The sequence below is a fragment of the Aquimarina sp. AD1 genome, from assembly GCF_003443695.1.
GTDB lineage: Bacteria > Bacteroidota > Bacteroidia > Flavobacteriales > Flavobacteriaceae > Aquimarina > Aquimarina latercula.
This window is the reverse complement of record NZ_CP031966.1, coordinates 3,040,960-3,066,530: the sequence shown is the minus strand read 5'-3', so window position 1 is coordinate 3,066,530 and position 25,571 is coordinate 3,040,960. Positions and strand designations below refer to the sequence as shown.

The window sequence follows — 25,571 nt, the reverse complement described above, 5'->3', positions numbered from 1 at the left end:
AATTATAAAACCTAATCATGGAAAACCCCTCGACTAAAAATGCCCCAAATGTCGATATTTATCTTGAAAATTATACTATACTCGAAAAGATTGGAGAAGGAGGTTATGGTATTGTATACAAGGCTACTCAGTTGAGCACTGGGCAATTGGTAGCTATCAAGATACTCAAATTTAAAGAAACTCCTGATCAGAAAACGATAAAGCAGCAAATTGCACGTTTTGACCGAGAAACGAAACTTTGTGCAGAACTAAATCATCCAAATATTGTTAAACTCTTAGATAAGGGTTATACTTCTAACAAAGAACCTTTTGCCGTTTTTGAATATATTTCTGGAGAAACCTTAAAAGATTTAATTACGCTTCAACACGGATTACCAGCTGATGTAACGGGTACGTTAATGGGGCAAGTGTTAGATGCCTTGGTAGCAGCTCATGCTCAAGGAATTATTCATCGGGATCTTAAACCTCATAATATCATGGTCACGCAAACAGGAAAGAGATCATATATTAAAATACTGGATTTTGGAATTGGAGCTTTTACCAATGATTTTAAAACAAATGAGTATAAAGATATTACACTTACTCACGAAGTAATTGGAACTCCCGCATACAGTGCACCTGAACAGTTAAGAGGGGAACCACCCACTGCAAAATCTGATTTATATGCTTGGGGACTTATTGTATTAGAATGTCTCACTGGACAGACTGCTATACAAGGAAATAGCGTTGCCGAAGTGTTTCAAAAACAACTCAACCCTGCCGATGTTCCACTACCTCCTTCCATTTTTGGGCATTCATTAGGTAAAGTTTTAAGCGGGGTCTTGGATAAAAATCAAAATAGGCGAACAGCTACTGCTGCTTTAGTCTATGAAACCTTTTCAAAAATTAACTTTAGTACATTAGTAGGTCAAGTACAACCACAAGGAGAAACTACCTTACGTACCGAAGATGCCACGGAAGTTAATCAATTAGTATGGCGCAGTGCTCATAGTGAAAAAAGACAGATTACAGTATTATGTGCTAAGCTTGCCTTATCGGTTTCAGAGCATTCTATGTTGGATTTGGAAACCTTGGATACTCTGCAAAAAGATCAGTTACACCTTTGTAAAGATGTAGGGATTCGATTTGGAGCACATATTTCTGGAATTATTGCGGATACAATCGTAATGTGTTTTGGATATCCTCAAGGAAGCGATAATGATGCGCGTAGAGCGGGCAGAACGGCGCTAGAACTGATTGGACAATTACAAAAAAGAGACGCTTTACTTTCTGCGAAACAAGGTGTTGGGTTAGAAATTAGAATTGCTTTAAACTCAGGTACCGTTCTAATAAAACACAATAGCTCTCCCGAAGGCTTAGTTACTAATACAGCTTTTAATCTTTTATATTCTACACCTTCAGGACAAATTTTGGCAACCGAAAGTACTAGAAGATTACTAGAAGCTCATTTGGAGTTTGAAGCTCTAATAGTGAACGATTTTTCGAATATTGATCGACAAACTAATGCTTTTCTACTTACTGGAGAACGACAAACAGAAGCGCTTTCTAATTTAAGCCCTCGTAGTGCCGATCAAAAAATGATCGGACGAGAAGAAGAGCTTGTCAAAATTTTTCAAACTTGGGACGGTATCCGAAAAAAAGGAGGAAAAGCTATTTTGTTAAGAGGACAAGCAGGTATTGGGAAATCCAAATTGATTTATGAAACTAAAAAGCAACTAATTAATCAAAACTTTGCCGTAAGAGAATGTCGTTGTCTTCCAGAATATCAAAACAATGCCTTACATCCTATTTTTGAGATGCTAAAAAGGGATATAGGAGTTCATGATAATGAAACCTTAATACCTCATTTGGAAGAAGCTTTACAAAAAGTAGATATTGATTCAAGTAGAGCGATTCCCGTACTTTGTTCCTGGTTTTCGATTCCTTTAAATGAAACCTATCAGATTTCTCAAGAATCACCGGCCGAACAAAAGAAGGTTCTTTACGACGCTTTAGAAAAGTTAATATTTCATATTGATATAGATAGGAAATTTACGTTAATCATCGAAGATTTACATTGGATTGATCCTACGAGTTTAGATTTTTTAAATACAATAGTCACGAAGATCGATCAACATAATTTTCTATTCTTACTAACAACACGTCCAGAATTTGAATATGATTGGAACTCAAAACATATTGAGGAAATAGTATTACAAACATTAACTGAAAACGCGACGCAATCACTTATTAAAGAATTTATTCCACAAAAATCGATAGCGGATAAAGCACTTAATTATATTGTAGAAAAAGCGGATGGGATTCCTTTATTTATTGAGGATCTAACCAGAATGTTATTAGAAGAGCAATATTTAATATTAGAAAATGACACTTATGTCCTTACCAAAAATTTTGATGCGACGGCTGTTCCTGTAACTTTAAAAGGCTTATTAAATGCCCGTCTAGATCATATAGGTTTTGCTAAAGAAACAGCTCAAATTGCTGCATCAATAGGTAGAGAATTTACTTATGATTTGTTGGTAAAATCCTCATTACAAGATGAAGGCATGGTACAAACCAATCTAAATGCTTTAATAGATGCAAACTTAATTTATCACCATCGGAGAGTACAAAATGAAAAATATATATTCCGCCACGCCTTAATTCGTGATGCTGCCTATGAAAGCATGGTTTCTTTATTAAAACAAGAAGTACATGGAAGGATTGCTGAAACCATAGAAAATGATTTTGAAGATTTGGTGAATGAGAATCCTTTTGAATTAGCATATCACTTTGCAGAAGCAAACAACTATGAAAAAGCATCTGAATATGGTATAAGAGCAGCTCAAGAATCTTTGAAACGCTCCGCTAATCTTGAAACTGAATCTATAACTTCTGCTGCTTTAATTTGGGTTTCTAAGATTTCGGATGCCACTGAAAAACTTGTGCTTGAGTTTAGATTAAATGCGATGCGATTCCCTGCTTTACTAGCAATCCATGGGATGGGAGCAAAAGAATTAATTCAACTCACGGAAAGAAATAATGAAATAGACAAGCATTTATCTGTTGAACAATTTACTGATCATAGAGAATCCGGCGATAATTTCCGATTTGTTAGCCATTTTACAAATATTCAAAATGCGCATTATACTGGATATTTTGATGATGCTATCAATTTAATAAACCAAGTAATCTCTGAAGCGGAAATACTAAAAAATAGGCAAAATAAAATTCTTGTTTTACCGAATATAGCCCAACTTAGTCATATTAAAGGAGATTTAAAATCCTGTGAAGAATATCTGAAAGAGTGCTTAAGCTTATATAATGATGAAGAAGATAGTGAATTGTGGAAAACATTTGGTATCGAACCTAAAGCCAACGCACTTTATATTCTTGGATTCCTAAAAGGTTGCAAGGGAGATTTAGAAGAAGCTTATGAACTATGCGAAAGAGGGTATCAATGGTCTTTGAAAATTGGGTGTACTCTGTTTAGTGATTTTGGGAAAGTATTTGAAGCATGGGTAGCTTATATGTACGAAGATAAAGCTAGAATTAAGGATATTGTAAACAAGTTTCTTAAGAAAAATGATGAAGAATGGTCTGGGTCATATAGTGCACTTCTTTATGAATGGGCAAACCAAAATATTGAGCATTCCGAATCATTTTTGGACACACTTATAGATCAAGGTAGAATAGGTGGTGGTTTATCAATATGGGAACCACTTCTCTCTGAAACACAAGTATGTCTTGGAAATGTAGATAAAGCTATTGATAGAATGAATGAAACACTTTCAAGGGCTCAAAAACTTGAAGAACAATGGAGTTTCCCGTTTATAGAAAAAGTCTTAGGACTTGCTGAATATTCTAAAAATGGAAAGCTGACATCTAAATGTGAAGAACACTTTAGAAATGGAATCATGTCTGCAGAACAACAAGGAGCACCTGTAATGGCATTAAACGCAGGGTTGTCTTATGCTAAAATTTTGATTAAAGAAAATCAACCGGATGTAGCAACACAGACGTTAAAGCCTTTACTGGATAAACTTCCAAATCACCATGATATACCTCTATATTATGAATCAATAAAAATTATTAATAACCTGAAAAATTAACTTTAAAATTTAAATTATGAGTATCAAAGAAGGAATCACAGGAGACGAAAATTATGTAGCTGGTCTTATTGGTAATGATGCTTGGAGAACAGCTTTTTTAAGACTTGTAGCTGATATTTGGGAAGGAGAACATTCCGATATCTACAACAAGGGCTATAAAGAAGTTGAAGAAATATTCTCTAAGGAATACGGCTTTTCAGAATTTTCAAATCTTAGATTGAAAATTAGTGAGTATGAAGGAGAAGAAAAATACAACCATGAGGTTGAAAAAGATGCTACTCCGACTAATGGATGGTTCAAGGTTTTGGACGATGATAACTATTATGCTACAATTGAAATGATGATTCCGCCTAAACCTGAAGAGAAGTATATGGCATCTGCTCTTGCTTCGTTTATGGCAGCAGGTAAGGCATATCCTTTTACTATAGGATAGTCTGCAATGAGTATAACAGAATTATTTTATAAGCAAGGATATCTTCTTTTTAATGAAGATATCCTTCTTAGAAAAGATTACTTAGAACTTTGTGATAGATATACAAAAATATTTGAAGGGAAATTATCTCACAATTTTCCTGCTTATAATTGTTGGGGTATTGGTACTGATGAAAAAATAAAGAAAATAGATCAAGCACATCTTTTTGACTCTGTAATCTTAGAAATAATCTCAACTCCAATTCTTGGAAAACGAATTTCTGAAATAACCTCTGCAACAAGAGTATCTATTGCAGCAAGTCATGTATTTTATAAATCACCTTTTAGTGGAATTGAAGGAAGTGTAGGTTGGCATACTGATACTAAATATGTAAATTTTAAAAATGGAGATTTACTTAGTATGTATATACCTTTAAGCGTTATAAACGAACGATCAGGAACTTTAACTTTTTTAAAAGGTTCTCATCTTTGGGAAAATAACAATATTAGTTTGGTTAATGATGGAGCAGAAAAAAACACGGACAAACAAAGGCAACAAATAATAAAAGATTCACCTCAAGATTATATCTGGAATGAGGAAAAAGCAATTATTAAACAAGGAGGTGTAAGTTTTCATCATGATAATATTTGGCATTTTAGTGAGGAAAATAAAACAGAAAAACCACGTATAACTATATCAGTAGCCTTGCATATTGAAAAAGGAAATGATCTAAGTGAAAAAGTATCTATAAAAAACACAATCTTTCCAATTTTTTCAAAAAACAACGAACCAAAAATTATATATGATGGAATTAAGAAAATATAAAGTTCTAACATTGTTAACTTAAAAAATTCATATCTTATAATGATAGACTTCAATCAGACATTTGACTGGCATCCAAAGTATAAACAATTTGTAATTTCTGAAAATGAGTTGATATTAATTAGCGAAACAGAAAATTACTGTCTGTCTGGAGAAAAGTATAAAGAATTTATTAAATACATTGATGGCGAAAAAAACATTAACCAAATAATTAAAGAAATTTCTGATTTTTATAGATGCGCTTTATTTATACAAGGAATAAAATCTTTAATTAAGAGTGAAATTCTACAAGTTAAAAAACAGGATAATTTATATTCTTTAAATAAAAGAAAGCAACAACTTCCCGAATTTTTTATAATTAACGAAAAAATAAAGGTTTACAATTTTTCAGAATTAATTAGTAATGAAATACTTCAGGTGTTTTTAAATCTAAAATTTCCATTTAGTATTGTTTTTGTAGATGATTATTTAGACCCTAGGCTTGAGAAACTTAACTTAAAATATTTAAAATCAAAACGTTCCTTCATTCTTATCAAACCTACAGGTGAAAAACCGCTAATTGGTCCTTTGTTTTCTGCAAAAGACAATCGCCCTTGTTGGAAATGTTTATCAGACCAAATGATAGCAAATCAGCCCGTAAAAAAATGGATTCAACAAAAAAAGGGTTATAAATACATCCAAACTCCAACTTTTTTTGAAACAGAGAAATTTGATAAAGAATGGTTTATTTCGTTACTTTTTCAAGTTTCTCAACAAGAGGACACTTGTTTTGAAATAAATAATTATTCAAAATCATTTTTAAAACATAAGGTTAACCATCGACCGCAGTGTTCTGTTTGTGGAGATATTTCATTAATGAAAACACAAATACAAATGCCAATTGTTTTAAAAGATACATTTAAAATAGCAGGTCTTGATGGCGGTTCTAGATCTGTAAAGCCGGAAAACACAGTTCAAAACTTAAAAAAATTCATCAGTCCTCTTACTGGTGTTATTACGGATTTAACCTTAATATCCGAAGAAAGTAACACGAACATTTCCATTTATAAATCTTCATTTTTTAGTACTCCTCCTCACTATTACAAATCAGTAAGTGAAGACTTGTTTGTGCAATTTTCTTTAGGCAAAGGAGTAGCAGATGTACAATCAAAGGTGAGTGCTTTATGTGAGTCTATCGAAAGGTATTCAGCGCAATTTAAAGGAGACGAATACTTTTTACAAGCAACACCTGATTTATTAGATTCTAGGTTTTATCTACCTAATCAACTTGCACCTTTTAGTGAAAAACAATATAAAGAATTTGAAACAGAAAATTCTTACTTAAATTCTAAAAACCACGCTGTTAAAAGATATTTGACTGATGAGCCTCTACATTGGGTGCCTACTTGGTCCTTGCTGAAAGAAGAAAAAGTATACTTGCCGTTTACATATTGTTTTAGTAATGCTCCTTTGGAGGATAATAGTTATGTTCGTTGGAATTCAAATGGTGCTGCAGCTGGTAATACCATTGAAGAAGCTATTTTACAAGGGTTCTATGAAGTTATAGAAAGAGATGCTACAGCCATTTGGTGGTATAACAAAACGGTAAGACAAGAAATTGAAATTCAGGGTTTGGATGAAGATGACTTGCAAAAAGTAAATTATACTTTAAGCAAAGAATGGGATTATTGGTTGCTGGATATTACTACTAATTTCGGAATACCAGTTGTAGCTGCAATTGCACAACATAAGGATACTAAAGAGTTTTGTTTTGGTTTTGGGTGTCACTTAAATATCAAAACTGCATCTTCTAGAGCCCTTACAGAATTATGTCAATTAATTCCTATTAGACATCAAGATGATGCCCCCTTTGATTTTAAGGCTATAAAAGAAGAGTCTTTTTTAAAAGGATATAAAAAAAGGAAAATGGCTGATTTTTTAAATTTTGAAAGCAAAAATATCAAACAAGATGTTTTATTCTGTGCTTCAAAAGTTGAACAGTTTGGATACGAAACATTAGTTATTAATTACAGTCGTCCTGAAATACCTATAAAAACGGTAAAAGTCATAATACCAGGTTTGTGTTTTATATGGCCTCAATTAGGGAATGAAAGGTTGTACAAAGCATCTTTAGAATTAGACTTGAGTCAAAAAGGAATACTAACTGAAAATGAATTGAATACAATGGGACTATATGTGTAGGTTCTTAATAAAGTAAATTCAAACAAAAAAAATTAAAATGGAATTTAAATCATATCATAGTAAAGCCTTCAAACAAACAATTTATTTTGAAAAATTACCTCACGAAGAACAAGTTACTTTTAATGCTTTAGCGAATGTATTTCATTTTAAAGTAAATAATTATGTATTGGAAAAACTAATTGATTGGGATAATATACCTAATGATCCGATGTACAAATTGGTTTTTCCCAGAAAAGAGATGCTTCCCGAAGAAGATTATGAAAAACTATTACGTATTCTTAGTAAAGGTAAAAAAGAGGAATTAAATGACTTTGCTAAAGCTTTAAAACTTAAAATGTTCCCTGAAATCAATTACCACCAAAGTTGCATTCCCATTTATAAAGGTAATCTTGTAAAAGGAGCTTATAGAGTTTTTAACACTAGTTTGGCGTTATATCCTTCTCCAATGGTAAGAACTTGTCATAGTTATTGTACATATTGTTTTAGGTGGGTAGCTTTTAATGACACAGAAATGCAAAACTCTTCTTCTTATATAGAACCGGAATACCCTATAGATTATATTAAAGAGCAACCAGAAATTCAAGAAGTAGTTTTTTCAGGTGCGGATCCATTAGTTTTAAAAGCTTCGACTATAAAAAAATACATTGATCCTATACTTGAAATTAATTCGGTTAAAATTATAAGCATTACAACCAAATCAATAGCTTGGTGGCCTTATCGTTACTTAACAGATCCTGATATTGATGAGTTATTCGAGTTATTTACATACATTAAATCTAAAGGGAAGCACCTTAATATTATAGCGCATTTTACACATATACGTGAATTGGAAAATGAAATAGTGCAGCAAGCTATAAGGAATATTAATACTACCGGAGCTGTAATTCGTTGTCAAGGTCCTTTAGTAAATGGAATAAATGATACTGCAAAAGATTGGAGTAATTTGTGGACAAAACAAATAGAACTAGGCCTAATTCCTTTTTATATGCTTATGGAAGCAGATCATAATAAAGAAAGTTGTTTTCGTATTCCTCTTGCTGAAGCCTATACTATTTTTAATGAAGCTCAAAAGCTTTCTTCTGGTATGGCAAGAACGGTTCGAGGGCCCGTATTTGTAAATGATATTCATAGAATTTTATTAGATGGAATAACAGAGCTTAACGGAGAAAAATATTTTGTTCTTAAAAGTCTACAGTCTCCTCCAGAAACTAATGGAGAGGGAAAAATCAAGCTTATTCCTTTTGATGAGCACACCAAAGATGCAGGTGACTTATTTGAATTATTCAAAGAAGATAAGTTAGAAGTGAGTTCGGTATATTAGGTTCATAATAAGATCTTTTTTTCGTATCGTAGCGATACTTCTTAAAAATAGTGCCGAATAATATAGAATAAGTAGTAGTCTAATTAAAGACTGCTTTTTGGCATGAAATATGATGAAATATTATACCTTAAGTGTTAGGCATATATTTGTCTCATCAGAGCAAAATAAATGTAAACAATTATTAGGAATAACATCAGATCAATCTATACTGGGGGTAAACATAAGTAAGGAAAACGATTTGATGTTAAGAAAAGCTAGAATCCGTTAAGTCGAAGGGGAAAGACTTTACGGATTTTGGCATTTTTTATGTGCTCTACTAAAGTAATTGGAGGGCTTTGTGAAATATGATGAAATATTATTTTTTAAGTGTTCGGTATATATTTGTCTCATCAAACAATAGATAATTAGAAAATACATCAAGTAGATTAATTGTGAAATTAAGATGTATTTGAAAGGTTATAATTTTTGGTGAATAGCCAGAATAATAGGTTAGATTATTGAGCTGTAGAATCAATGGGGTAGATTCTACAGCTCTTTTGGTATTTGTAGCTTTTGATTAATAAATGAAGCAATGAAATATGATGAAATATTATTTCGTATATGTTCAATATATATTTGTTTCATCAAACATTAAGAATTAATCATATACTATAAAATAATGACTGGAAACACACAAAACTCAGATAAAAAAAGTTTAGCATTTTGGATGGTTAGAATATTCTTATTGTTTGTTAGGTAAAGTCAAAATATTAAGAAGTATTACATCAAATTAACCACAAGGGAAATTAGTACTTGTGAAAGTGATTTGATGTTCATAAAGCCAAGCAGATAATCCAAGATAATCGTGCTATAGAGTCAATGGGGTAGATTCTATAGCACTTGGCATTTTATGTAGTTTCTAAATGATATATCTGAACCCGATGAAATATGATGAAATAGTTTTGAAGAGAGGTATTTTTTAGTTTTACCTCAATGATTTGATACTGTATAATTATTAACGTAAAACTTGAAAGTATGAAATATTCTGTTGTTAATACAAAGACACAAAAAGTGAAGTTTGGTAGTTGGCCATTTCAAAAGCGTTTAAAAACAAAGCTTCAGTTAGTAAATTTGGGGGATGATTATTACAGAGTGTATTACTCAAGTGAATTCAATAATATAAATACAGGAAAGATTGAAAAAATTAAAGTGCCTTGTAATGGGTATGTTAAAACGCAAATTAACAATGAACCAGGTATAAAAGTCGAAATATATAATTGTAGTTCTGAAGGTAATTACATTGCTATACATGTAAAGATAAAAGCAGATATGGGCTCTTTAGGAGTTAGAACAATATATGATCAAATTTTAGACTGCTATACGGTACAATCCAAAAATTGGAATGCGCTTGATATTACAGGTATATGGAAAAACCTTGGTAAAATTAAAAAGCAAATCAGCTATACATTCGTAGACCAATATGCCCAAATTTTTAGTTAAAATATGGACTAAAGGATAGAATAGTAGTAAAACGTATTTCGCTATAAAACAGTTGCTTGTTCTACATTATCTATGCATGCGATCTAAGATCTCCATTACTTCTACCTTTTTTCTAACAGAAACTGGAACATTTTCTCCATTTTTAAGCATTAGATAACCGCCATCTGCCTTAATAAAAGCACTAATACATTGGAGGTTAATTAAATGGCTTTGGTGTACACGTAAAAACTGATAGTTTTTAAGCATATCAGCAAAATATTTTAAAGTTTTCGTTACAAATACCTTTTGGCCATCTTGTAGGTAAAAAATAGTATTATTACTATCGGATTCACATCTAACAATATCATCTAAGCTTACAATAATAATTTTGTCTAAAGTGTGTAAAGATATTTTATCAGGTTTTTGCTCTGGTGCAGATAATGTATCTTTAAGAATATTGAGTCTTTCTTTATTAGGCTGAATTTGTTCTTTAGCTTTGGATATTGCTTGTGCTAGTTCTTCATTAGAGTATGGTTTTAGAACATAATCAATAGCTGCAAATTTAAAAGCTCTTATAGCATACTCATCACTCGCAGTTACAAAGATAATTTTAGATTTTAATTCTGGAAATATCTCTAATACGTCAAAACCTGTACCATCTCCTAGCATAATATCCAGAAATAAAATATCAGGAACATTGGTTCTAAGAGATTTTGCAGCTTCTACTACGCTTCTTGCTGTATCTATAATTTTTATTTCGGGATGATTTGTTTCCAGGTCACTTTTTAAAAGTTGAAGTGCATCTGGCATATCTTCTACAATAATCGCTGTAAGCATAGTGTCTTTAATAATCGGTTAATAATGGTATTTTAAACGATATCTCAGTTCCTTCTACAGAAGAGTCTTCATTTAGAATTTCTTTTATCTGTAATGCATCTTTTCCAGAGATAGACTCCAGCCTTTCTCTAGTTACTGTTAATGCCATGGATTGATGATCCGTCTTGGTTTTGGTTTTTTGGGACTGGAAAATACCCATTCCGTTATCTAATATTTTACAATGTAAGAATTCTTCATTAGTATCAAAAAATACTTTTAGTTTTCCATCTCTATTTCCTTTTAGGATCCCATGTCGTATTGCGTTTTCAACAAATGGTTGTATGAGCATTGGAGGAATTAATACTTCTTCTGGATCAAATTCCGAATCGATAGAAATGGTATATTCAAAAGGCTTATTTGCCATTAGTTTTTCTACCTCAATATAATGTTTCAGGGTTTTCATTTCCTGATCTAATGTAATATTGTCTTTTCTGGAGTTATATAATGTTTCTCTTAATAAAGTGGCAAAAGTGTTAATAGTACTATTCATTTTGGATGGGTTACTCGTTCCCATCGCTTTAATCCCATTAAGTACATTAAAAATGAAATGCGGATTCATTTGTAATCTTAATGCCTTTTGTTCTAAAGAAAGCAAGTGATTTTGCATTTGCAATTTTTCTCGTTCTTCTTTATTCTTAAGCTTTACTTTTCTAATATATAACAATGTAATTATTGTAAGTACCAGAAGAATAATCCCTAGTGTAGCAAGTTGAAACCAGAGTTTTTTGTAAATAGGGCTATCTATGAATATTTTAAAAGTAATAGGCTCACTTTCTTCCCATCTATAGTTTCTGGATTGTGCAGAAAATGAATGAGCACCATATGCTAATCCAGCTAAATTTTGCTTTTTTTCTGATGACCATGGACTCCAAGCTGTGTTATTTAGTTTATAACGATATTCTATGTCATTTGGATGATCTAGATCAATAGTTTTATAGTTAAATGAAAGCTCGGTTTGTTCTGGGGTTAGCTGTAGAACGTTGTCATTTTTGGCCCATATATCGGGATTTATAGAATCCAATGTTTGGTATGCGATTTCTATATTTTCAAAATGGATTTCTGGTTTTACAGTGGTTTTGTCAGTTTCTCCTGGTTCATATTTAGTAAGTCCATATATGGCTCCGAACCACAGGTTTCCTTCAATATCTTTACTTATAGCATTGAGACAAGTTTCTATACCTAAAAAGCCATCATTACGCCCAAAATGAAAAACATCTGTAATTTGGTTTATTAGGTTGATTTCTATTCGATCTACACCCCTTTCAGTACCAACCCATAAATTATCCTCATTATCAAATATCATTTGATAGATATTGTTTGAGTATAAATTCTTTTCTCCTTTTATTTTTTTAAAAGAGAGTTTCTCTTCCTCTAAACTGGCCCACCAAATACCTTGTCCAGCTGTACCTAGATATAAGTTATTATTTTTAAAAAGAAAGCAATTGATCGCAACTTTCTGATTGAGTACATTATTAAGATGTGTAACTTTATTCCTTTTAATAAATCCAATACTTCCATTTTCTGTAGCATACCATATTTTGCCTTTTTTGTCAGAGGCCATATGTTTAATTTCAAGGTCTTTTATGCCACGCTTTTTAGTGAATCGTCTAACAGATCTTACTTTGTGTTTCTTGTAATCATATATAAATCTGGTAATTCCAGAAGAATAAGTGGCTGCCCAAATAGTGTCTCCAGAAATATGTATAGATCGAACCCAATTAGAAGATAAACCTCTTCTTTTATTAATGATGTAGTTCTTGATAACCTCTTTGGTTATTGTATCCTTTCTCTGTTTTTTGGACTTCTTATTACGAGTTACGATGCTGTCTTTAAATTTAATTTCTTTAAATAAGATTCCTTTTCCTTCGGTACCTGCCCAGATATTTCCTTTGCTATCATGCGTGATAGTTTTGATTTTTATTTCAGATAACCTTTTGTCTTGCTTGACTTGAACTATTCCCGTAGAATCAATTTTTATTAATCCAGCTTCCGAGTTTGAGGCCCAGATTTCTTCGTTAAAACTATGAACAGCATATACGCGATTACCTTTTAGTCCAGTATCTTGATTATAGTGGGTAAAATTATTTTGAGAATATTTATAGAACCCTCCTCCAGATGTTGCAATCCAAATATTGGACTGACGATCCGAAATGGTTTTTCTAATAGTAGAAACTGCTAAACCGTTTTTTCGATTTATTTTTTTCTTTAATCGATAATTATTGGCATCCAATACAGTAATTCCTTCATTATTCGTAGAGAACCATAATTCTGTATCTAAAACTGAAATGTTATTGACATTTAATGGTTTTTGGATCCATTTATTACCATAACTTTTAGCATTTGTATTTAAAACTAAAATTCCTTGATTTATAGCTGCCGCAAATACTTTTGTTTTGTGATATAATGCCGAAGTAAAATTATATGCACTATGACGTACCATAATGCTAGCATCTTTATGAATTTTATTTAATTTCCAAAGACCTTTATTTGTAGCTATCCAGAATAACTTACCATCAAACACAATTCCATTTACAATGCTGGTATTTATTTTAGGATCTAATTGTATTTTTTTTAATCCATCACTGCGGTTATATATATAGATGCCGACATTAGTAGCTAGATAAGTTTTATTGTGAATTCTAAATATTTTGTTTACTTGTAATCCTTCGAAATTATGAAATTTCTTTTTTGTTTTTATCGATAATCCTCTTCTAGTTCCTATGAATAAACTGTCATTAGAAAAGAGTAAGGAGTGTATGTAGTTGGATAAGAGACCATCATCTTCGTTCCAGGTTTCAAATTCTTCTCCATTAAATCTACTTATTCCACCTCCACGTGTACCAAGCCACAAATAACCAATATCATCTTGTATAATATCATATACTTGAGATTGAGGAAGCCCGTCTTCTAATGTATATGCCCTAAGGCCATTATTTTGAGCAGATAATAAATGAATAGCACTTATCCATATAATTGAAAAGGATAGTAGATATGAAAAGCATTTGGGGCTCATAAAAAACTATGGTTTGATAACAAATATAATCAAACTGATTCTCTTGTTATGTGTACTCCCATTAAATAATTTGATGAAAATGATGTTGAGTAAAACCGTATACAAGCAGGCAGTTTTTTTGGGAAAAAACAAATTGGAAATAATTGGACGCGCCTGCCGTATACAATAGTTTTATTTTTTTAGAAAATATTAAAACTTACTAGGATTGTGAAAAAAAATAAAGCGATACAGTACAATAGAATAATTGAATAATAAATAGTGTTATTTTCTACACCAAATATTCTAGTAACTGGTGATTGCTGTATTCTTTGGAGTATTAACTTTGTTGTCATTCCAGGTAAAGCTTTGTTTTAGGTTTACGTATTTAATTTCTGCTGTTTCTTTATATAAAGTTTCGGTTTCAAGAATGTTTCCTTCTATACCATATTGTTGATTAGGAAAAGTATATTGAGAATCTGTATCTGAATTCTCACAATAAACATTTGTTAATTGTGGTAAGGATACAAGTTCATTTTTGTCTGTTATCATAAAGTAATGTGATTCTACCTGAGCACAACAAGCTAAGTATTCCACTTCCATCTTAATCACCTCAGAGATCCCTTCCAGACCAGGGTTCTCTAAGGTGGTGATAAAGATGTCCTCAAAAAGCTCAATATCATTGAGTGTGAAAGTAAATACGTTTTCCGAAATTCCCCCCAAACGAATCAGATTAACAATGCAAGTCGGTTGTTCTGAACCATTCTCTTTAATTTCGGTAACTGCTGTGTACTTTCCCGTCTTCTGAAAACTTTGTGCTTTCATAAACTGAAATCCTAATATTAGGATGAAAAAAACAATGATCTTTTTCATAACAGTATTATTTTGAGGTTGATTATTTTGTACAAATTTATATGCTATAAACGGTTAAAATAAGTTGGTTTTAGAATTCGTTAGGATCAATTTAGAATTCGTACATCTCATTACGGTTTTAACATAATTGAGGTGTCTGGGTTGGAGTATGAATCATTTTTTATTGCTATTAAAGTGTTACTATTTACTTTTGTAATATGATAGATAATTTTGAAAATGAATTTTTTGGTATCGGTATTCAGAATGGAAAAACTCCTGAGAATTTAGGAGTCCTCTGGAGAACTGCTCAGAATATGGGAGCGAATTATATATTTACAATTGGTAACAGATATGCAAAACAAGCAAGTGATACACATAATGCGGTAAAATCTATGCCATATTTTCATTATGATACTTTTCAAGATTTTTATAAACATCTTCCAAAAGGAGCAATGCTAGTAGGTGTTGAATTAACGAATGATGCGGTGCCATTAGAAACTTTTAATCACCCTAAAAGATGTGTCTACTTGTTAGGAGCTGAGGATCATGGATTATCTAAAACTGCTGTAGAAAAGTCACATTTCTTAATTAAGTTTAAGTCAGAATTAAGTGTTAATGTTGCTGTGGCAGGAAGTATCGTAATGTATGATAGGGGAATTAATAAACCTAGATTTATAAGAGCTACATAATAGTTTTGAGTAAAGTGGTTATTTTACTATAATAATTTACTATTCATTTGTAATTAGAAATATATAGTACCTTTAGCATACTTACAAGGCTTATGTTTAAAAAAATAGAAGAGAGTGTTGCAGTATTTAGTTCATGGATATGGGATTGGCCATTACTTATTCTATTAGTTGGAGGAGGCTTATTTTTTCTTATCTATTCTCGTTTTACGCCATTTTTATATTTCCGACACGCAATAAACATCTTAAGAGGTAAATATGATAATGAAAATGATCCAGGTCAATTGACTCATTTTCAGGCATTATCATCAGCGATTGCGGCAACAGTCGGCATGGGGAATATTAGTGGAGTCGCTATAGCATTAGTAATGGGCGGTCCAGGAGCAATTTTCTGGATGTGGATTAGTGCATTAATTGGTATGGCTACTAAATTCTATACGTGCACTCTTGCTGTTATGTATAGATCAGAGAGTAAAGAGGGTAAGACGCTTAGTGGCCCAATGTATGTTATTACAGCTGGATTGGGACGTCATTGGAGACCATTAGCCATTTTCTTTGCATTAGCTGGTTTAGTAGGGACATTACCTGCTTTTACTGTAAATCAACTTACTCAAACTTTAGTTGATGTTTTGGATTGGAACGAAGAAGCTAAATTATATATAGGGATCGTTTTGGCTATAATGGCATCATTTGTTATTCTTGGAGGGATTAAGAGGATTGGGTTAGTGGCTAGTAAGTTAGTCCCTTTTATGGTGGTTTTGTATTTTATTACAGTCTTTACCATATTGATTTTACGTATGGATTATGTACCCGAGATGTTTGTTTTAATTTTTTCGGATGCTTTCTCTGGGGAGGCTGCTGCAGGGGGAGTTTTGGGGTATTTGATTAAAACGGGAGTGAAAAGAGCCGCTTTTTCTAATGAAGCAGGAATTGGTACTGCACCTATGATGCACGGGACAGCTAAAACTGATGAGCCTGTTAGAGAAGGACTTGTAGCTATGATTGGTCCTGCTATCGATACACTTCTTATATGTACACTAACTGCATTAGCAATTTTATCCACTGGGGTATGGAGATATTCTGACGGTAATGGTATTTCACTTACTTTAGAGGCTTTTAATTCTGTTTTACCTTATGGGATGGGAGATGGTATAGTGATTGTTATGGTTCTTGTTTTTGCCTTATCAACATTATTTTCATTTTCTTATTATGGAGTAACGTGCTTAGGTTTTTTAACTAAGCCCAAGTACGGTAAATATTATAATTATATTTATATAGGGTCTATTATTGTTTCAGCTGTAGTGAAGATTGATTTTGCTATTAATTTAATAGATAGCGCTTTTGCGTTAATGGCAATACCTACAGTAATTTCTGGATTACTATTAGCACCTAAAGTTAATGCTCAAGCTAAGGTTTACTTTCAGAAAATTACTTCCTTACGATAAATTCACTTCTTCTATTTTCTTGGTGTTCTTCTTCTGTACAAGGAATACCGTTTGCACATTTATTAATGAGTCTTCGTTCTCCATAAGCTTTTCCTTTAATACGTCTCCAATTGATTCTTCCTTTACGAATGATATATCTTACTGTAGCTCGCATCCGCTTTACACTAAGTTTTTTATTATACCAATAACTAGATCTACTATCTGTATGAGAACGCACTTCAATTTTTAAATTAGGATTCTGTTTCATAACAGAAATAACCTTCTGTAAATCAGCAATTGCATCTGGTCTAATCTCGTCAGTATCTAGGTCAAAGAAAATAGTTCGTAACTGCAACGGGGCGACAATATCATCACCTATATTAACCGGTTCGGATGTAGTAGACAATAGTTTTTCTTTCTTAAAAGGTATCTGGACATTATTAATAGTTTCAAAAGTATTTTTTGATTTAAAAATAATATCATTGGGATTAAATCCTTCTATAGAGACACGAATAATATATTGCTTGTCACAATCAACTTCAAAATTATAGGCTCCATCATAATCGGACTTAATTTCATTTATGATGTTCCCATCAGTATCTAATAATGTTACATTAGCATTAGCAATAGTTTCATTTGTTTCATTATCTGTGATAATACCACTTAAGAATTCTCTGCACTCAGTAATTAATTCCTCTGTTTGTCTAAAACTATAGATGTCATCATTTCCTTTTCCACCCCTTCTATTGCTTGCAAAATAACCCGTATTGTTCTCTTCATCTAATACAAATGAGAAATCATCTTTTGGGCTATTTACTGGTTTCCCTACATTGAATATTTCATATAACCCTGTGTCTTTAATAATAGCAACGAATACGTCTAATCCACCTAGTCCAACGTGACCATCACTTGCAAAATATAATCTTCCGCTCTCACTTACATATGGAAAAGTTTCTCTACCTTCTGTATTGATATTGTCTCCTAGGTTTTTGGGTTTTCCGTATTTTCCATTAGGAAGTATATTTACTACGAATAAATCAGACTTCCCTCTAGTTCCTTTCATATCACTAGCAAAATATAATTGTTTACCATCAGGACTTAAGGCAGGGTGGGAAACTGAGTAATTATCACTATTAAAAGGGAGTTCTTCAATATTAGACCATTTTTCGTTAGAAAGAGTAGCTTTATATAATTTTAATAAAACAACTCCTTTTCTACTTTTACCAAGTTTGTTATTGGTGAAATTATTTCGCGTAAAATACATTGTCTTTCCATCTTTAGTAAAACTTGTAGAAGATTCATGAAATTTGGTATTTATTTTACCTTTTAATTTTTTTGATTCTTGTGTAGAAATATTGTTGTTATTTATTTTTGAAGAAAAAAGATCTAAGAATGGCATTTTATTCCACTCATGAAGCTTGGAGTTTTTACTTCTGGAGGAAGCAAATACTATGTTTCCTTTGTGATCAAAACTTGGAGCGTAATCAGAATATTCAGAATTTATGGTAAGAGTGTATAAATCATATTTACCAGATTGCATTTCTATGAAATCTAAATAATCGCGTTTATTTATAAAAGATTTTGCTCTTTTGTCATTTCCTGTAATTGTATTAAACCTTTCCATAACATCGTCTGCTTCATTATATCGCTCTGTACTTTTAAGGCTTTGAGCATATCTAAACAAATACTCCGGTTTTATTTCTTCAGAAAAATTTGAGATTAATTTTTCGTACCATTGAATAGATTCTTCTGGTTCTCCTGTGAAATAATAGGAGTCTGCTAATTTTCGATAAAGGTCTGAAGAGGAATATCCTTGTTTTGCAACATCTAGATAGATGTCACGAGCGTTTATATAAGCTAATGCTTCAAAACTTTCGTCAGCCTTGGTAAGAAGTTTATCTGTGTTTTGTGCAAAACTGAATTGTGATAGCATAAGTAGTACCATCACAGATACACATGTGCGTATGGTGTGATATGTTTTCGAAATAGTTAAAAAAGAGATAGAATAATTTCCCAAAATAATCCCAGTATTTATAAAATAAATTATCTGTTTTTGTGGGGTTTTAAAAACATACTGGAATTAAATTTACGAAAAATTAACAAAAGGTTTATGGATATAATATTTTTTATGTGTCTTAAATACTGTTTTATAAAGCTGAAATTGTATGTCTAAATCTATTTTAGTATAAAATATTCCTTCTCTAGATTGGACAATTTTGTATAATAATGGACTAACTTTGCAACAAAATCATATATATGGCTCATAAAGCAGGTTTTGTAAATATCATTGGTAATCCAAATGTTGGAAAATCAACATTGATGAATGCTTTCATTGGAGAAAGGTTGTCCATAATCACGTCTAAAGCACAGACAACTAGGCATAGGATTTTGGGAATTGTAAATGGAGATGATTTTCAAGTTATTTTATCGGATACTCCAGGAATTATAAAACCAGCATATGAATTGCAAGAATCTATGATGGGATTTGTAAAGTCGGCTTTTGAGGATGCGGATATTCTTATCTATATGGTTGAGATAGGTGAAAAGGAACTGAAAGATGAAGCATTTTTTAATAAGATTACAAGTGCTAAGATCCCAGTTTTCTTATTATTAAATAAGATAGATAAATCTAACCAAGAGCAATTAGAGCAGCAAGTTCAGTTTTGGGCAGAAAAAGTTCCTAATGCAGAATTATATCCAATCTCTGCCTTAGAAAACTTTAATGTTAAAGAAGTTTTTGGAAGAATTGTAGAGTTATTACCAGATTCACCCGCCTTTTATCCAAAGGATCAATTGACCGATAAGCCAGAGCGGTTTTTTGTAAACGAAGCGATTCGCGAAAAGATCTTAATGCACTATAAAAAGGAGATTCCATATTCCGTAGAGGTAGAAACTGAAGAATTTTTTGAAGATGAAAAAATTATCAGAATTAGATCGGTAATTATGGTCGAGAGAGAGTCTCAAAAAGGTATTATAATAGGTCATAAAGGATCGGCACTTAAAAGAGTTGGAGTAGAGGCTAGAAAGGAATTAGAGAAGTTTTTTGGAAAACAAATTCATATTGAGTTATATGTGAAGGTTAATAAAAACTGGCGAAATAGCGAACGTCAACTAAAACGCTTTGGTTATAATCGTTAATTCTTTTAGGTAAAAACTCCCTTACTTTGTTTGTAGGATTTTTGTGAGCTTTTAAATTTTGATAATTACGGGAAAACTGTATTTGGCGGATAAAATGCTGCAGTTAAACGTTTTTACATCTTTTTATGTGTTTTTTTAGAGGGAAACATATAGTTTTGCGTTATTAACATATTTAAAACGCCCTAAAATATGATATGAACAATACTTTATCTTCACACACTTTTTAATAAACGCTTAACTCTAAAATCTAAATAAATTACAAAGGATTTGTTGACTCTTGTAGTCTTAAATCAATGTGTGATTTCTTGTCCCGCGTATTTATCTTATAAAACCCAAAATAAATTAACCAGTTTGAGTTTCTGAAACTCGAACGAAAAAAACAACTACACAATGTCTAAAACTACTAACAAGCTTAACTCATTGAGTGGTAAAGTGATAGTGACTTCTATAAGTTCTTCTTTCTTTAGCCTAGCAATGATCGTCATTTTTATGTTGACCTCGGGATTTAACACCTTGGCTGACAAGAATAATGCAAGTTTTGATTCAACAACATCTGTTTGTAATAACCCATTAGAAAAAGCATTGGGGTATAATGCATTTGTTAGGTATAATACTATAGTTAATGGTGGAGATACCGAAGGTCCTATTGCATTAGGAGGAGATTTAACTATTCATGGAATCATTACAATAGCGGCTCAAACGCCAGGGACTAATTTTTTTAATGGAGATGACCGAGCTTCATCCTTAGTTGTAAATGGTAAAGTAATTTACATCTCAGGAGAAGGAATACATCTTAATCAAGGATACACCAAAGTAGGTGATTTAAATGGATCATCAGTTTTTGATGTAGATTTTAATTTTGCATCAGTTAATACTAGAGTTACTGCTGGAGATTACAATGCTAAGCCAAGAATTCAAGTACAAAGAAAGCAAGATCAAAGTTCAGTTGGTCAGGCTAATTTGATTGATTTTGAAGCAGCTTTTGCAGCGTTCGAATCAAAATCTATCTCATATAGTAATATGTTATCTAATGTTCAGATAAGTAATGATAATAAAATTTTACTTTCTGAAAATACAGTAAACGTTTTGCATATTACTGGGACAGAGTTGCAGAACCTTCCTTATCTAACTTTTGAAAATACTCCAAGTCAGAATACACCATTAATTATAAATGTTGATGCGGCAGGTGATTTTGAATGGAATATTCTAAATCTTTCTGGAATTGGGGATCAGCAAGGAGCCTTTATTATTTGGAATTTTTATAATAATTCAAGTATTACCTTAAAAGGAGGTTCAACAATCATAGGTAGTTTGTTTGCTCCCAAATCAGATGTGGTAAAGGATTCCTCAGGAAATATTAATGGACAAGTTATCGCAGCAAATTATCACCATATTCAAGGAGAGTTACACCAGCATATATTTGATTCTTGTACGGACGATGATGTAAGTTGTGCTTTAACTGTAGAAGCTGGTGATGATTCAGAGTTTTGTGGAGAAGGAGAAGTAACACTTAGTGCAATAGTTTCTGGAGCATCGGAATGTGTAGATTGTATAGGAGAATATAGTGTATTAAACACTAATAATTGTAAAAGAGATCAAGATTACGTAATGTGGTTAACGGATGGTAATAATCCAAGATGGTTCTCTAATGTTGATTTAGAATGGAATGAATTGGCAGATGGTACAGCAACATTGACTGGAACTATTTTTGATCATACCTTAACCCAGACTACGTATGAGGTAAATGCAGTCTATTCAGGAAGAACAGATACCACACCAACAAATAGTCCAAAAGAGCATGAGTGTAATAATGAAGATGAATCTGCATGGATTTATTATACAGAGTTAACTGGTACTGTAACAAGTTCTGACGGATCTTGGTCAATTGATCTGTCAAGAAGAGGGCCAGCTTTTCAATTAGGAAATGGAGCTAATGTTACAGAAACTGAAGAAGGAAAATTTGGAGCCTGCGGTTGGTTTAATACAACGGATAATCAATATAATAGAGGAGACTTTAATTTTAACCTAGGAGACTGTGTTACAACTTCAACAACAGAGGTAAGTTACCTGTGGTCTACAGGAGAAACTACTCCATCCATTACCGTAAGTGAAGGAGGAATTTATACAGTGACGGTTAAGGATTGTGAAAATTGTAATGCTTCAGATTCTGTAGAAGTTGTAATAAATGATGTTCCGCAGGTAGATGCTGGAGAAGATCAAGAGATTTGTTTAGGAGATGAGGTTACTTTAACCGCTATTACTGATGGAAATGAAAGTTGTGAGAGCTGTATCGAATATGGTATACAAAATACTGACTATTGTAAGGGGAATCAAAACTATGTGTTGTGGTTAGATGGCGGAAGATTCTTTTCTAATGTAGATTTAGAGTGGAACGAACTTGCAGATGGAACTGCAACTCTTAAAGGTACTGTTTTTGATTATACAAATACACAATCAAATTATGAAGTTGATGCAGTGTTTACAGGGAAAACTGCAATTACTCCTGCCAATAGTCCAAAATCACATTTATGTAATGATGAAGATGAATCAGCTTGGCAATATTACACAGAGTTTACTGGAACTATTACTAGTGAGGATGGATCTTGGTCTACTACTTTAACTAGAAGGGGGCCAGCATTCCAGATGGGTAATGGAGCTAACCAAACTGAAAAAGAATTAGGTAAGTTTGGAGCTTGTGGATGGTTTGATACTAATGATAGTGAATATCCAGTAGGAGATTTCAATTTTAATTTTGGAGATTGCATTACTTCCGAGACAAATAATACTAGTTTCTTATGGTCTAATGGAGAGACTACAGAAAGTATTACTGTATCGCCAGAAGAAGATACAACATATTCTGTAACAGTAACTAATTGTAATGGTTGTTCTGCAACAGATGAAGTAACGGTAACCGTTAAATCCGCTGTTGTTGACGCTGGAGATGATCAAAATATATGTTTAGGAGAAACAGTTACATTAACTGCTATTGGAGAAGGTACATTTAGCTGGTCTAACGGAGAAACTACTGAAACAATTACAGTATCTCCAACTGAAACAACAATATATGTAGTTACTGCAACAAGCGGTAGTTGCGAGGCATCTGATTCAGTTACTGTTGTAGTAAATGATCCAGTTATAGTAGATGCAGGAGATGATCAAGAAATATGTTTAGGAGAAGAGGTTACATTGACTGCTCAGGCCACAGGTGTTAATTGTGGTGATTGTGTAGAGTATGGTGTTAAAGATACAGACTATTGTAGAGGAAGACAGCATCAATTTGTTGTTTTTATAAATGATAATGGTACCAGACTATGGTTTAGAAATGTAGATCTTGTTTGGAATGATAATACCACAGATGGAACAGCTACATTAAAAGGTGAAGTATTTGAGTATAATTCTACAAATACATCATTCTTAGTGGATGCTACATTCTCTGGTTTAACTAATACTCCACCTGTTGATAGTCCTAAAGATAGTTTTTGTCAATCAGAAGATGCAACCGGTTGGGAGTATTACACAGAAATTAGTGGAACTATTACTCAAATTGGAGGCACATTAAGTTATGATATTTCTAGAAGAGGAGAGGCATTTCAAGTAGGAAATGGAGCTAATGTGTTTGAATATACACCTCAGGTTTATGGAGCTTCAGGATGGTTTAATCTAGAAGGAGATCCTGATTCTTTTGGAGATTTTAATATAAACATAGGAGATTGTATTTCTCAAGAAGAAGGACAGGTTCAGTATTTGTGGTCTAACGGAGAAACTACACAAAGTATTACTGTATCGCCAGAAGAAGATACAACCTATTCTGTAACTGTTACAAGTTGTACTGATTGTGTTGGAGAAGATGAAGTAGTTGTAACTGTAAGTTTTGCTGCAGCAAATGCGGGAGATGATCAAGATATTTGCGAAGGAGAAACAGCAATGCTTACAGTAGTAGGAGAAGGTGATGTTTTATGGTCAACAGGAGAGACTACAGCTACTATTGAAGTTTCACCATTAGAGACTACAACATATACTGTAGAAGTGACTAATGGCAATTGTTCTGCTGCAGATGAAGTGGTTGTAACTGTAAATTCTGCTACTGCAAATGCGGGAGATGATCAAGATATTTGTGAAGGAGAAACCGCAACGCTTACAGTAGTTGGAGAAGGTGATGTTTTATGGTCAACAGGAGAGACTACTGCTACTATTGAAGTTTCGCCATCTGATACTACTACATATACTGTAGAAGTTACAAACGGTAGTTGTTCTGCTGCAGATGAGGTAACTGTTACAGTAAAATCGGTAACTGCTGATGCTGGCGATGATCAAACTATTGCAGTAGGAGAGGCTACTATGCTTACCGCTACAGGAGGTGACACTTATGTGTGGTCAACAGGAGAAACTACTGCGACAATTGAGGTTTCTCCAGAAGAAACTACTACATATACTGTTACTGTTTCCGCAAATGGATGTTCTGCTGAGGATGAAGTGACTGTTTCGGTAGAAGGTTGTACTCTTGTTGCAGATGCTGGAGATGATCAAGAAATATGTTTGGGAGAAGAAGTAGTGCTTACAGTGGCAGGAGAAGGAGATGTTCTTTGGTCTACTGGAGAAACTACAACAAGTATAACTGTATCACCTACAGAAACAACTACATATTCTGTTATTTTAACAAGTGGTAGTTGTGAAGCCATAGATGAGGTTGTTGTTGGAGTTACTATTGTAGAAGTGAATGCTGGAAGAGATAAATTTTTATGTGAAGGTTTTGGGGAAGAAGCAACTTTAACTTCTACTATTGCTGATACCTATTTATGGTCAACAGGAGAGACAACAAGAAGTATTGTGGTGTCACCAAGTACTACCACAACTTATACATTAACTATTACTGTAGGTAGTTGTAGTGATATGGATGAAGTAACAGTTTTTGTTCAAGATTGTGATGAATCAATTATATCATCCACTGTATATCCAACGGTATTGAGATCAGGAGAAACACTGACGGTTGATGTAGCATCTAAGAAAGATCAAAAAGTATATGTATCTTTTTATAGTTTGTCTGGTTCAACTATGATTCCTGAAACTGCTGAGAATGAAATTAAGAAGGGTAAAACATCGTTAACTTTTGATACATTAAGCTCAATGCCTTCAGGTATGTATTTAATGAAGATTGATAAAGAAGAAGGAACAGAATACAAGAAGTTTATTGTCAAATAAATAGTATTTTTAAAATAATTTAATATAAAACTGTCTAAAGAGTATTCTTTAGACAGTTTTTTTTGAAGTTTAAGTTATTTATAATTTATTCTTTTCATAACATTAAAGATATATACATTATT

14 protein-coding genes are annotated in these 25,571 nt (G+C 32.5%); 10 read left to right on the top strand and 4 right to left on the bottom strand.

Annotation, left to right across the window (positions count from 1 at the left end; all coding sequences use genetic code 11):
• Positions 1–17: 17 nt before the first annotated feature.
• The 6 genes from D1815_RS13440 to D1815_RS13415 all read left to right on the top strand — a co-directional run bounded on the left by D1815_RS13440 (position 18) and on the right by D1815_RS13415 (position 10,306).
• Entirely contained in the window at positions 18–4,091 is a 4,074-nt protein-coding gene (locus tag D1815_RS13440; RefSeq protein ID WP_118387547.1) for a TOMM system kinase/cyclase fusion protein, read from the top strand.
• A 16-nt stretch (positions 4,092–4,107) separates the two neighbouring features.
• Positions 4,108–4,524 carry a hypothetical protein gene (locus tag D1815_RS13435; protein ID WP_118387545.1) on the top strand — a complete coding sequence of 139 codons (417 nt, stop codon included), beginning with the start codon at positions 4,108–4,110 and terminating at the stop codon, positions 4,522–4,524.
• A gap of 6 nt (positions 4,525–4,530) precedes the next feature.
• The gene (locus D1815_RS13430) at positions 4,531–5,328 is read left to right on the top strand and encodes a phytanoyl-CoA dioxygenase family protein (protein WP_118387543.1); all 798 of its coding nucleotides are present in this window, start codon (positions 4,531–4,533) and stop codon (positions 5,326–5,328) included.
• A 39-nt stretch (positions 5,329–5,367) separates the two neighbouring features.
• Complete coding sequence (locus tag D1815_RS13425) at positions 5,368–7,506, top strand: TOMM precursor leader peptide-binding protein (protein ID WP_118387541.1); 2,139 nt, start codon at positions 5,368–5,370, stop codon at positions 7,504–7,506.
• A gap of 37 nt (positions 7,507–7,543) precedes the next feature.
• Positions 7,544–8,827 carry a lysine 2,3-aminomutase gene (locus D1815_RS13420; protein WP_118387539.1) on the top strand — a complete coding sequence of 428 codons (1,284 nt, stop codon included), beginning with the start codon at positions 7,544–7,546 and terminating at the stop codon, positions 8,825–8,827.
• A 1,014-nt stretch (positions 8,828–9,841) separates the two neighbouring features.
• Positions 9,842–10,306, top strand: a complete 465-nt coding sequence (locus D1815_RS13415; RefSeq protein ID WP_118387537.1) for a hypothetical protein — start codon at positions 9,842–9,844, stop codon at positions 10,304–10,306.
• A 66-nt stretch (positions 10,307–10,372) separates the two neighbouring features.
• On the opposite strand, the gene D1815_RS13410 is transcribed toward D1815_RS13415, so the two are convergent.
• The 3 genes from D1815_RS13410 to D1815_RS13400 form a co-directional block, all read right to left on the bottom strand.
• The gene (locus D1815_RS13410; protein WP_027395246.1) at positions 10,373–11,122 is read right to left on the bottom strand and encodes a LytTR family DNA-binding domain-containing protein; all 750 of its coding nucleotides are present in this window, start codon (positions 11,120–11,122) and stop codon (positions 10,373–10,375) included.
• Between the two features lie 7 nt (positions 11,123–11,129).
• The gene (locus D1815_RS13405) at positions 11,130–14,174 is read right to left on the bottom strand and encodes a two-component regulator propeller domain-containing protein (protein ID WP_118387535.1); all 3,045 of its coding nucleotides are present in this window, start codon (positions 14,172–14,174) and stop codon (positions 11,130–11,132) included.
• A 282-nt stretch (positions 14,175–14,456) separates the two neighbouring features.
• A complete protein-coding gene (locus D1815_RS13400; protein WP_027395248.1) occupies positions 14,457–15,023 on the bottom strand; it encodes a hypothetical protein in 567 nt (188 codons plus the stop codon).
• A gap of 197 nt (positions 15,024–15,220) precedes the next feature.
• Here D1815_RS13400 and D1815_RS13395 point away from each other — a divergent pair, with 197 nt between their 5' ends.
• Both D1815_RS13395 and D1815_RS13390 read left to right on the top strand, forming a co-directional pair.
• Positions 15,221–15,691 (top strand): RNA methyltransferase, encoded by a 471-nt coding sequence (locus tag D1815_RS13395; protein WP_027395249.1) that lies wholly within the window; start codon positions 15,221–15,223, stop codon positions 15,689–15,691.
• 92 nt (positions 15,692–15,783) lie between these two features.
• The gene (locus D1815_RS13390) at positions 15,784–17,133 is read left to right on the top strand and encodes a sodium:alanine symporter family protein (RefSeq protein WP_118387533.1); all 1,350 of its coding nucleotides are present in this window, start codon (positions 15,784–15,786) and stop codon (positions 17,131–17,133) included.
• Here D1815_RS13390 and D1815_RS13385 read toward each other — a convergent pair.
• Positions 17,117–19,057, bottom strand: a complete 1,941-nt coding sequence (locus tag D1815_RS13385) for an OmpA family protein (protein ID WP_118387531.1) — start codon at positions 19,055–19,057, stop codon at positions 17,117–17,119. The two genes, D1815_RS13390 and D1815_RS13385, sit on opposite strands and share 17 nt — an antisense overlap.
• Positions 19,058–19,368: 311 nt before the next feature.
• Between D1815_RS13385 and era the strand changes: the two genes are divergently transcribed.
• Both era and D1815_RS13375 read left to right on the top strand, forming a co-directional pair.
• Positions 19,369–20,250, top strand: coding sequence for a GTPase Era (gene era / locus D1815_RS13380; protein ID WP_108805163.1), 882 nt, complete (start codon positions 19,369–19,371; stop codon positions 20,248–20,250).
• A 390-nt stretch (positions 20,251–20,640) separates the two neighbouring features.
• Positions 20,641–25,449, top strand: coding sequence for a collagen-binding domain-containing protein (locus D1815_RS13375; RefSeq protein ID WP_118387529.1), 4,809 nt, complete (start codon positions 20,641–20,643; stop codon positions 25,447–25,449).
• Positions 25,450–25,571 lie beyond the last annotated feature (122 nt).

What these genes read in the sequence shown, in the direction of transcription:
- D1815_RS13440 (WP_118387547.1), top strand. Translation starts at nt 18, where the DNA reads ATGGAAAACCCCTCGACTAAAAATGCCCCAAATGTCGATATTTATCTT.
- D1815_RS13435 (WP_118387545.1), top strand. Translation starts at nt 4,108, where the DNA reads ATGAGTATCAAAGAAGGAATCACAGGAGACGAAAATTATGTAGCTGGT.
- D1815_RS13430 (WP_118387543.1), top strand. Translation starts at nt 4,531, where the DNA reads ATGAGTATAACAGAATTATTTTATAAGCAAGGATATCTTCTTTTTAAT.
- D1815_RS13425 (WP_118387541.1), top strand. Translation starts at nt 5,368, where the DNA reads ATGATAGACTTCAATCAGACATTTGACTGGCATCCAAAGTATAAACAA.
- D1815_RS13420 (WP_118387539.1), top strand. Translation starts at nt 7,544, where the DNA reads ATGGAATTTAAATCATATCATAGTAAAGCCTTCAAACAAACAATTTAT.
- D1815_RS13415 (WP_118387537.1), top strand. Translation starts at nt 9,842, where the DNA reads ATGAAATATTCTGTTGTTAATACAAAGACACAAAAAGTGAAGTTTGGT.
- D1815_RS13410 (WP_027395246.1), bottom strand. Translation starts at nt 11,122, where the DNA reads ATGCTTACAGCGATTATTGTAGAAGATATGCCAGATGCACTTCAACTT.
- D1815_RS13405 (WP_118387535.1), bottom strand. Translation starts at nt 14,174, where the DNA reads ATGAGCCCCAAATGCTTTTCATATCTACTATCCTTTTCAATTATATGG.
- D1815_RS13400 (WP_027395248.1), bottom strand. Translation starts at nt 15,023, where the DNA reads ATGAAAAAGATCATTGTTTTTTTCATCCTAATATTAGGATTTCAGTTT.
- D1815_RS13395 (WP_027395249.1), top strand. Translation starts at nt 15,221, where the DNA reads ATGATAGATAATTTTGAAAATGAATTTTTTGGTATCGGTATTCAGAAT.
- D1815_RS13390 (WP_118387533.1), top strand. Translation starts at nt 15,784, where the DNA reads ATGTTTAAAAAAATAGAAGAGAGTGTTGCAGTATTTAGTTCATGGATA.
- D1815_RS13385 (WP_118387531.1), bottom strand. Translation starts at nt 19,057, where the DNA reads ATGGTACTACTTATGCTATCACAATTCAGTTTTGCACAAAACACAGAT.
- era (WP_108805163.1), top strand. Translation starts at nt 19,369, where the DNA reads ATGGCTCATAAAGCAGGTTTTGTAAATATCATTGGTAATCCAAATGTT.
- D1815_RS13375 (WP_118387529.1), top strand. Translation starts at nt 20,641, where the DNA reads ATGTCTAAAACTACTAACAAGCTTAACTCATTGAGTGGTAAAGTGATA.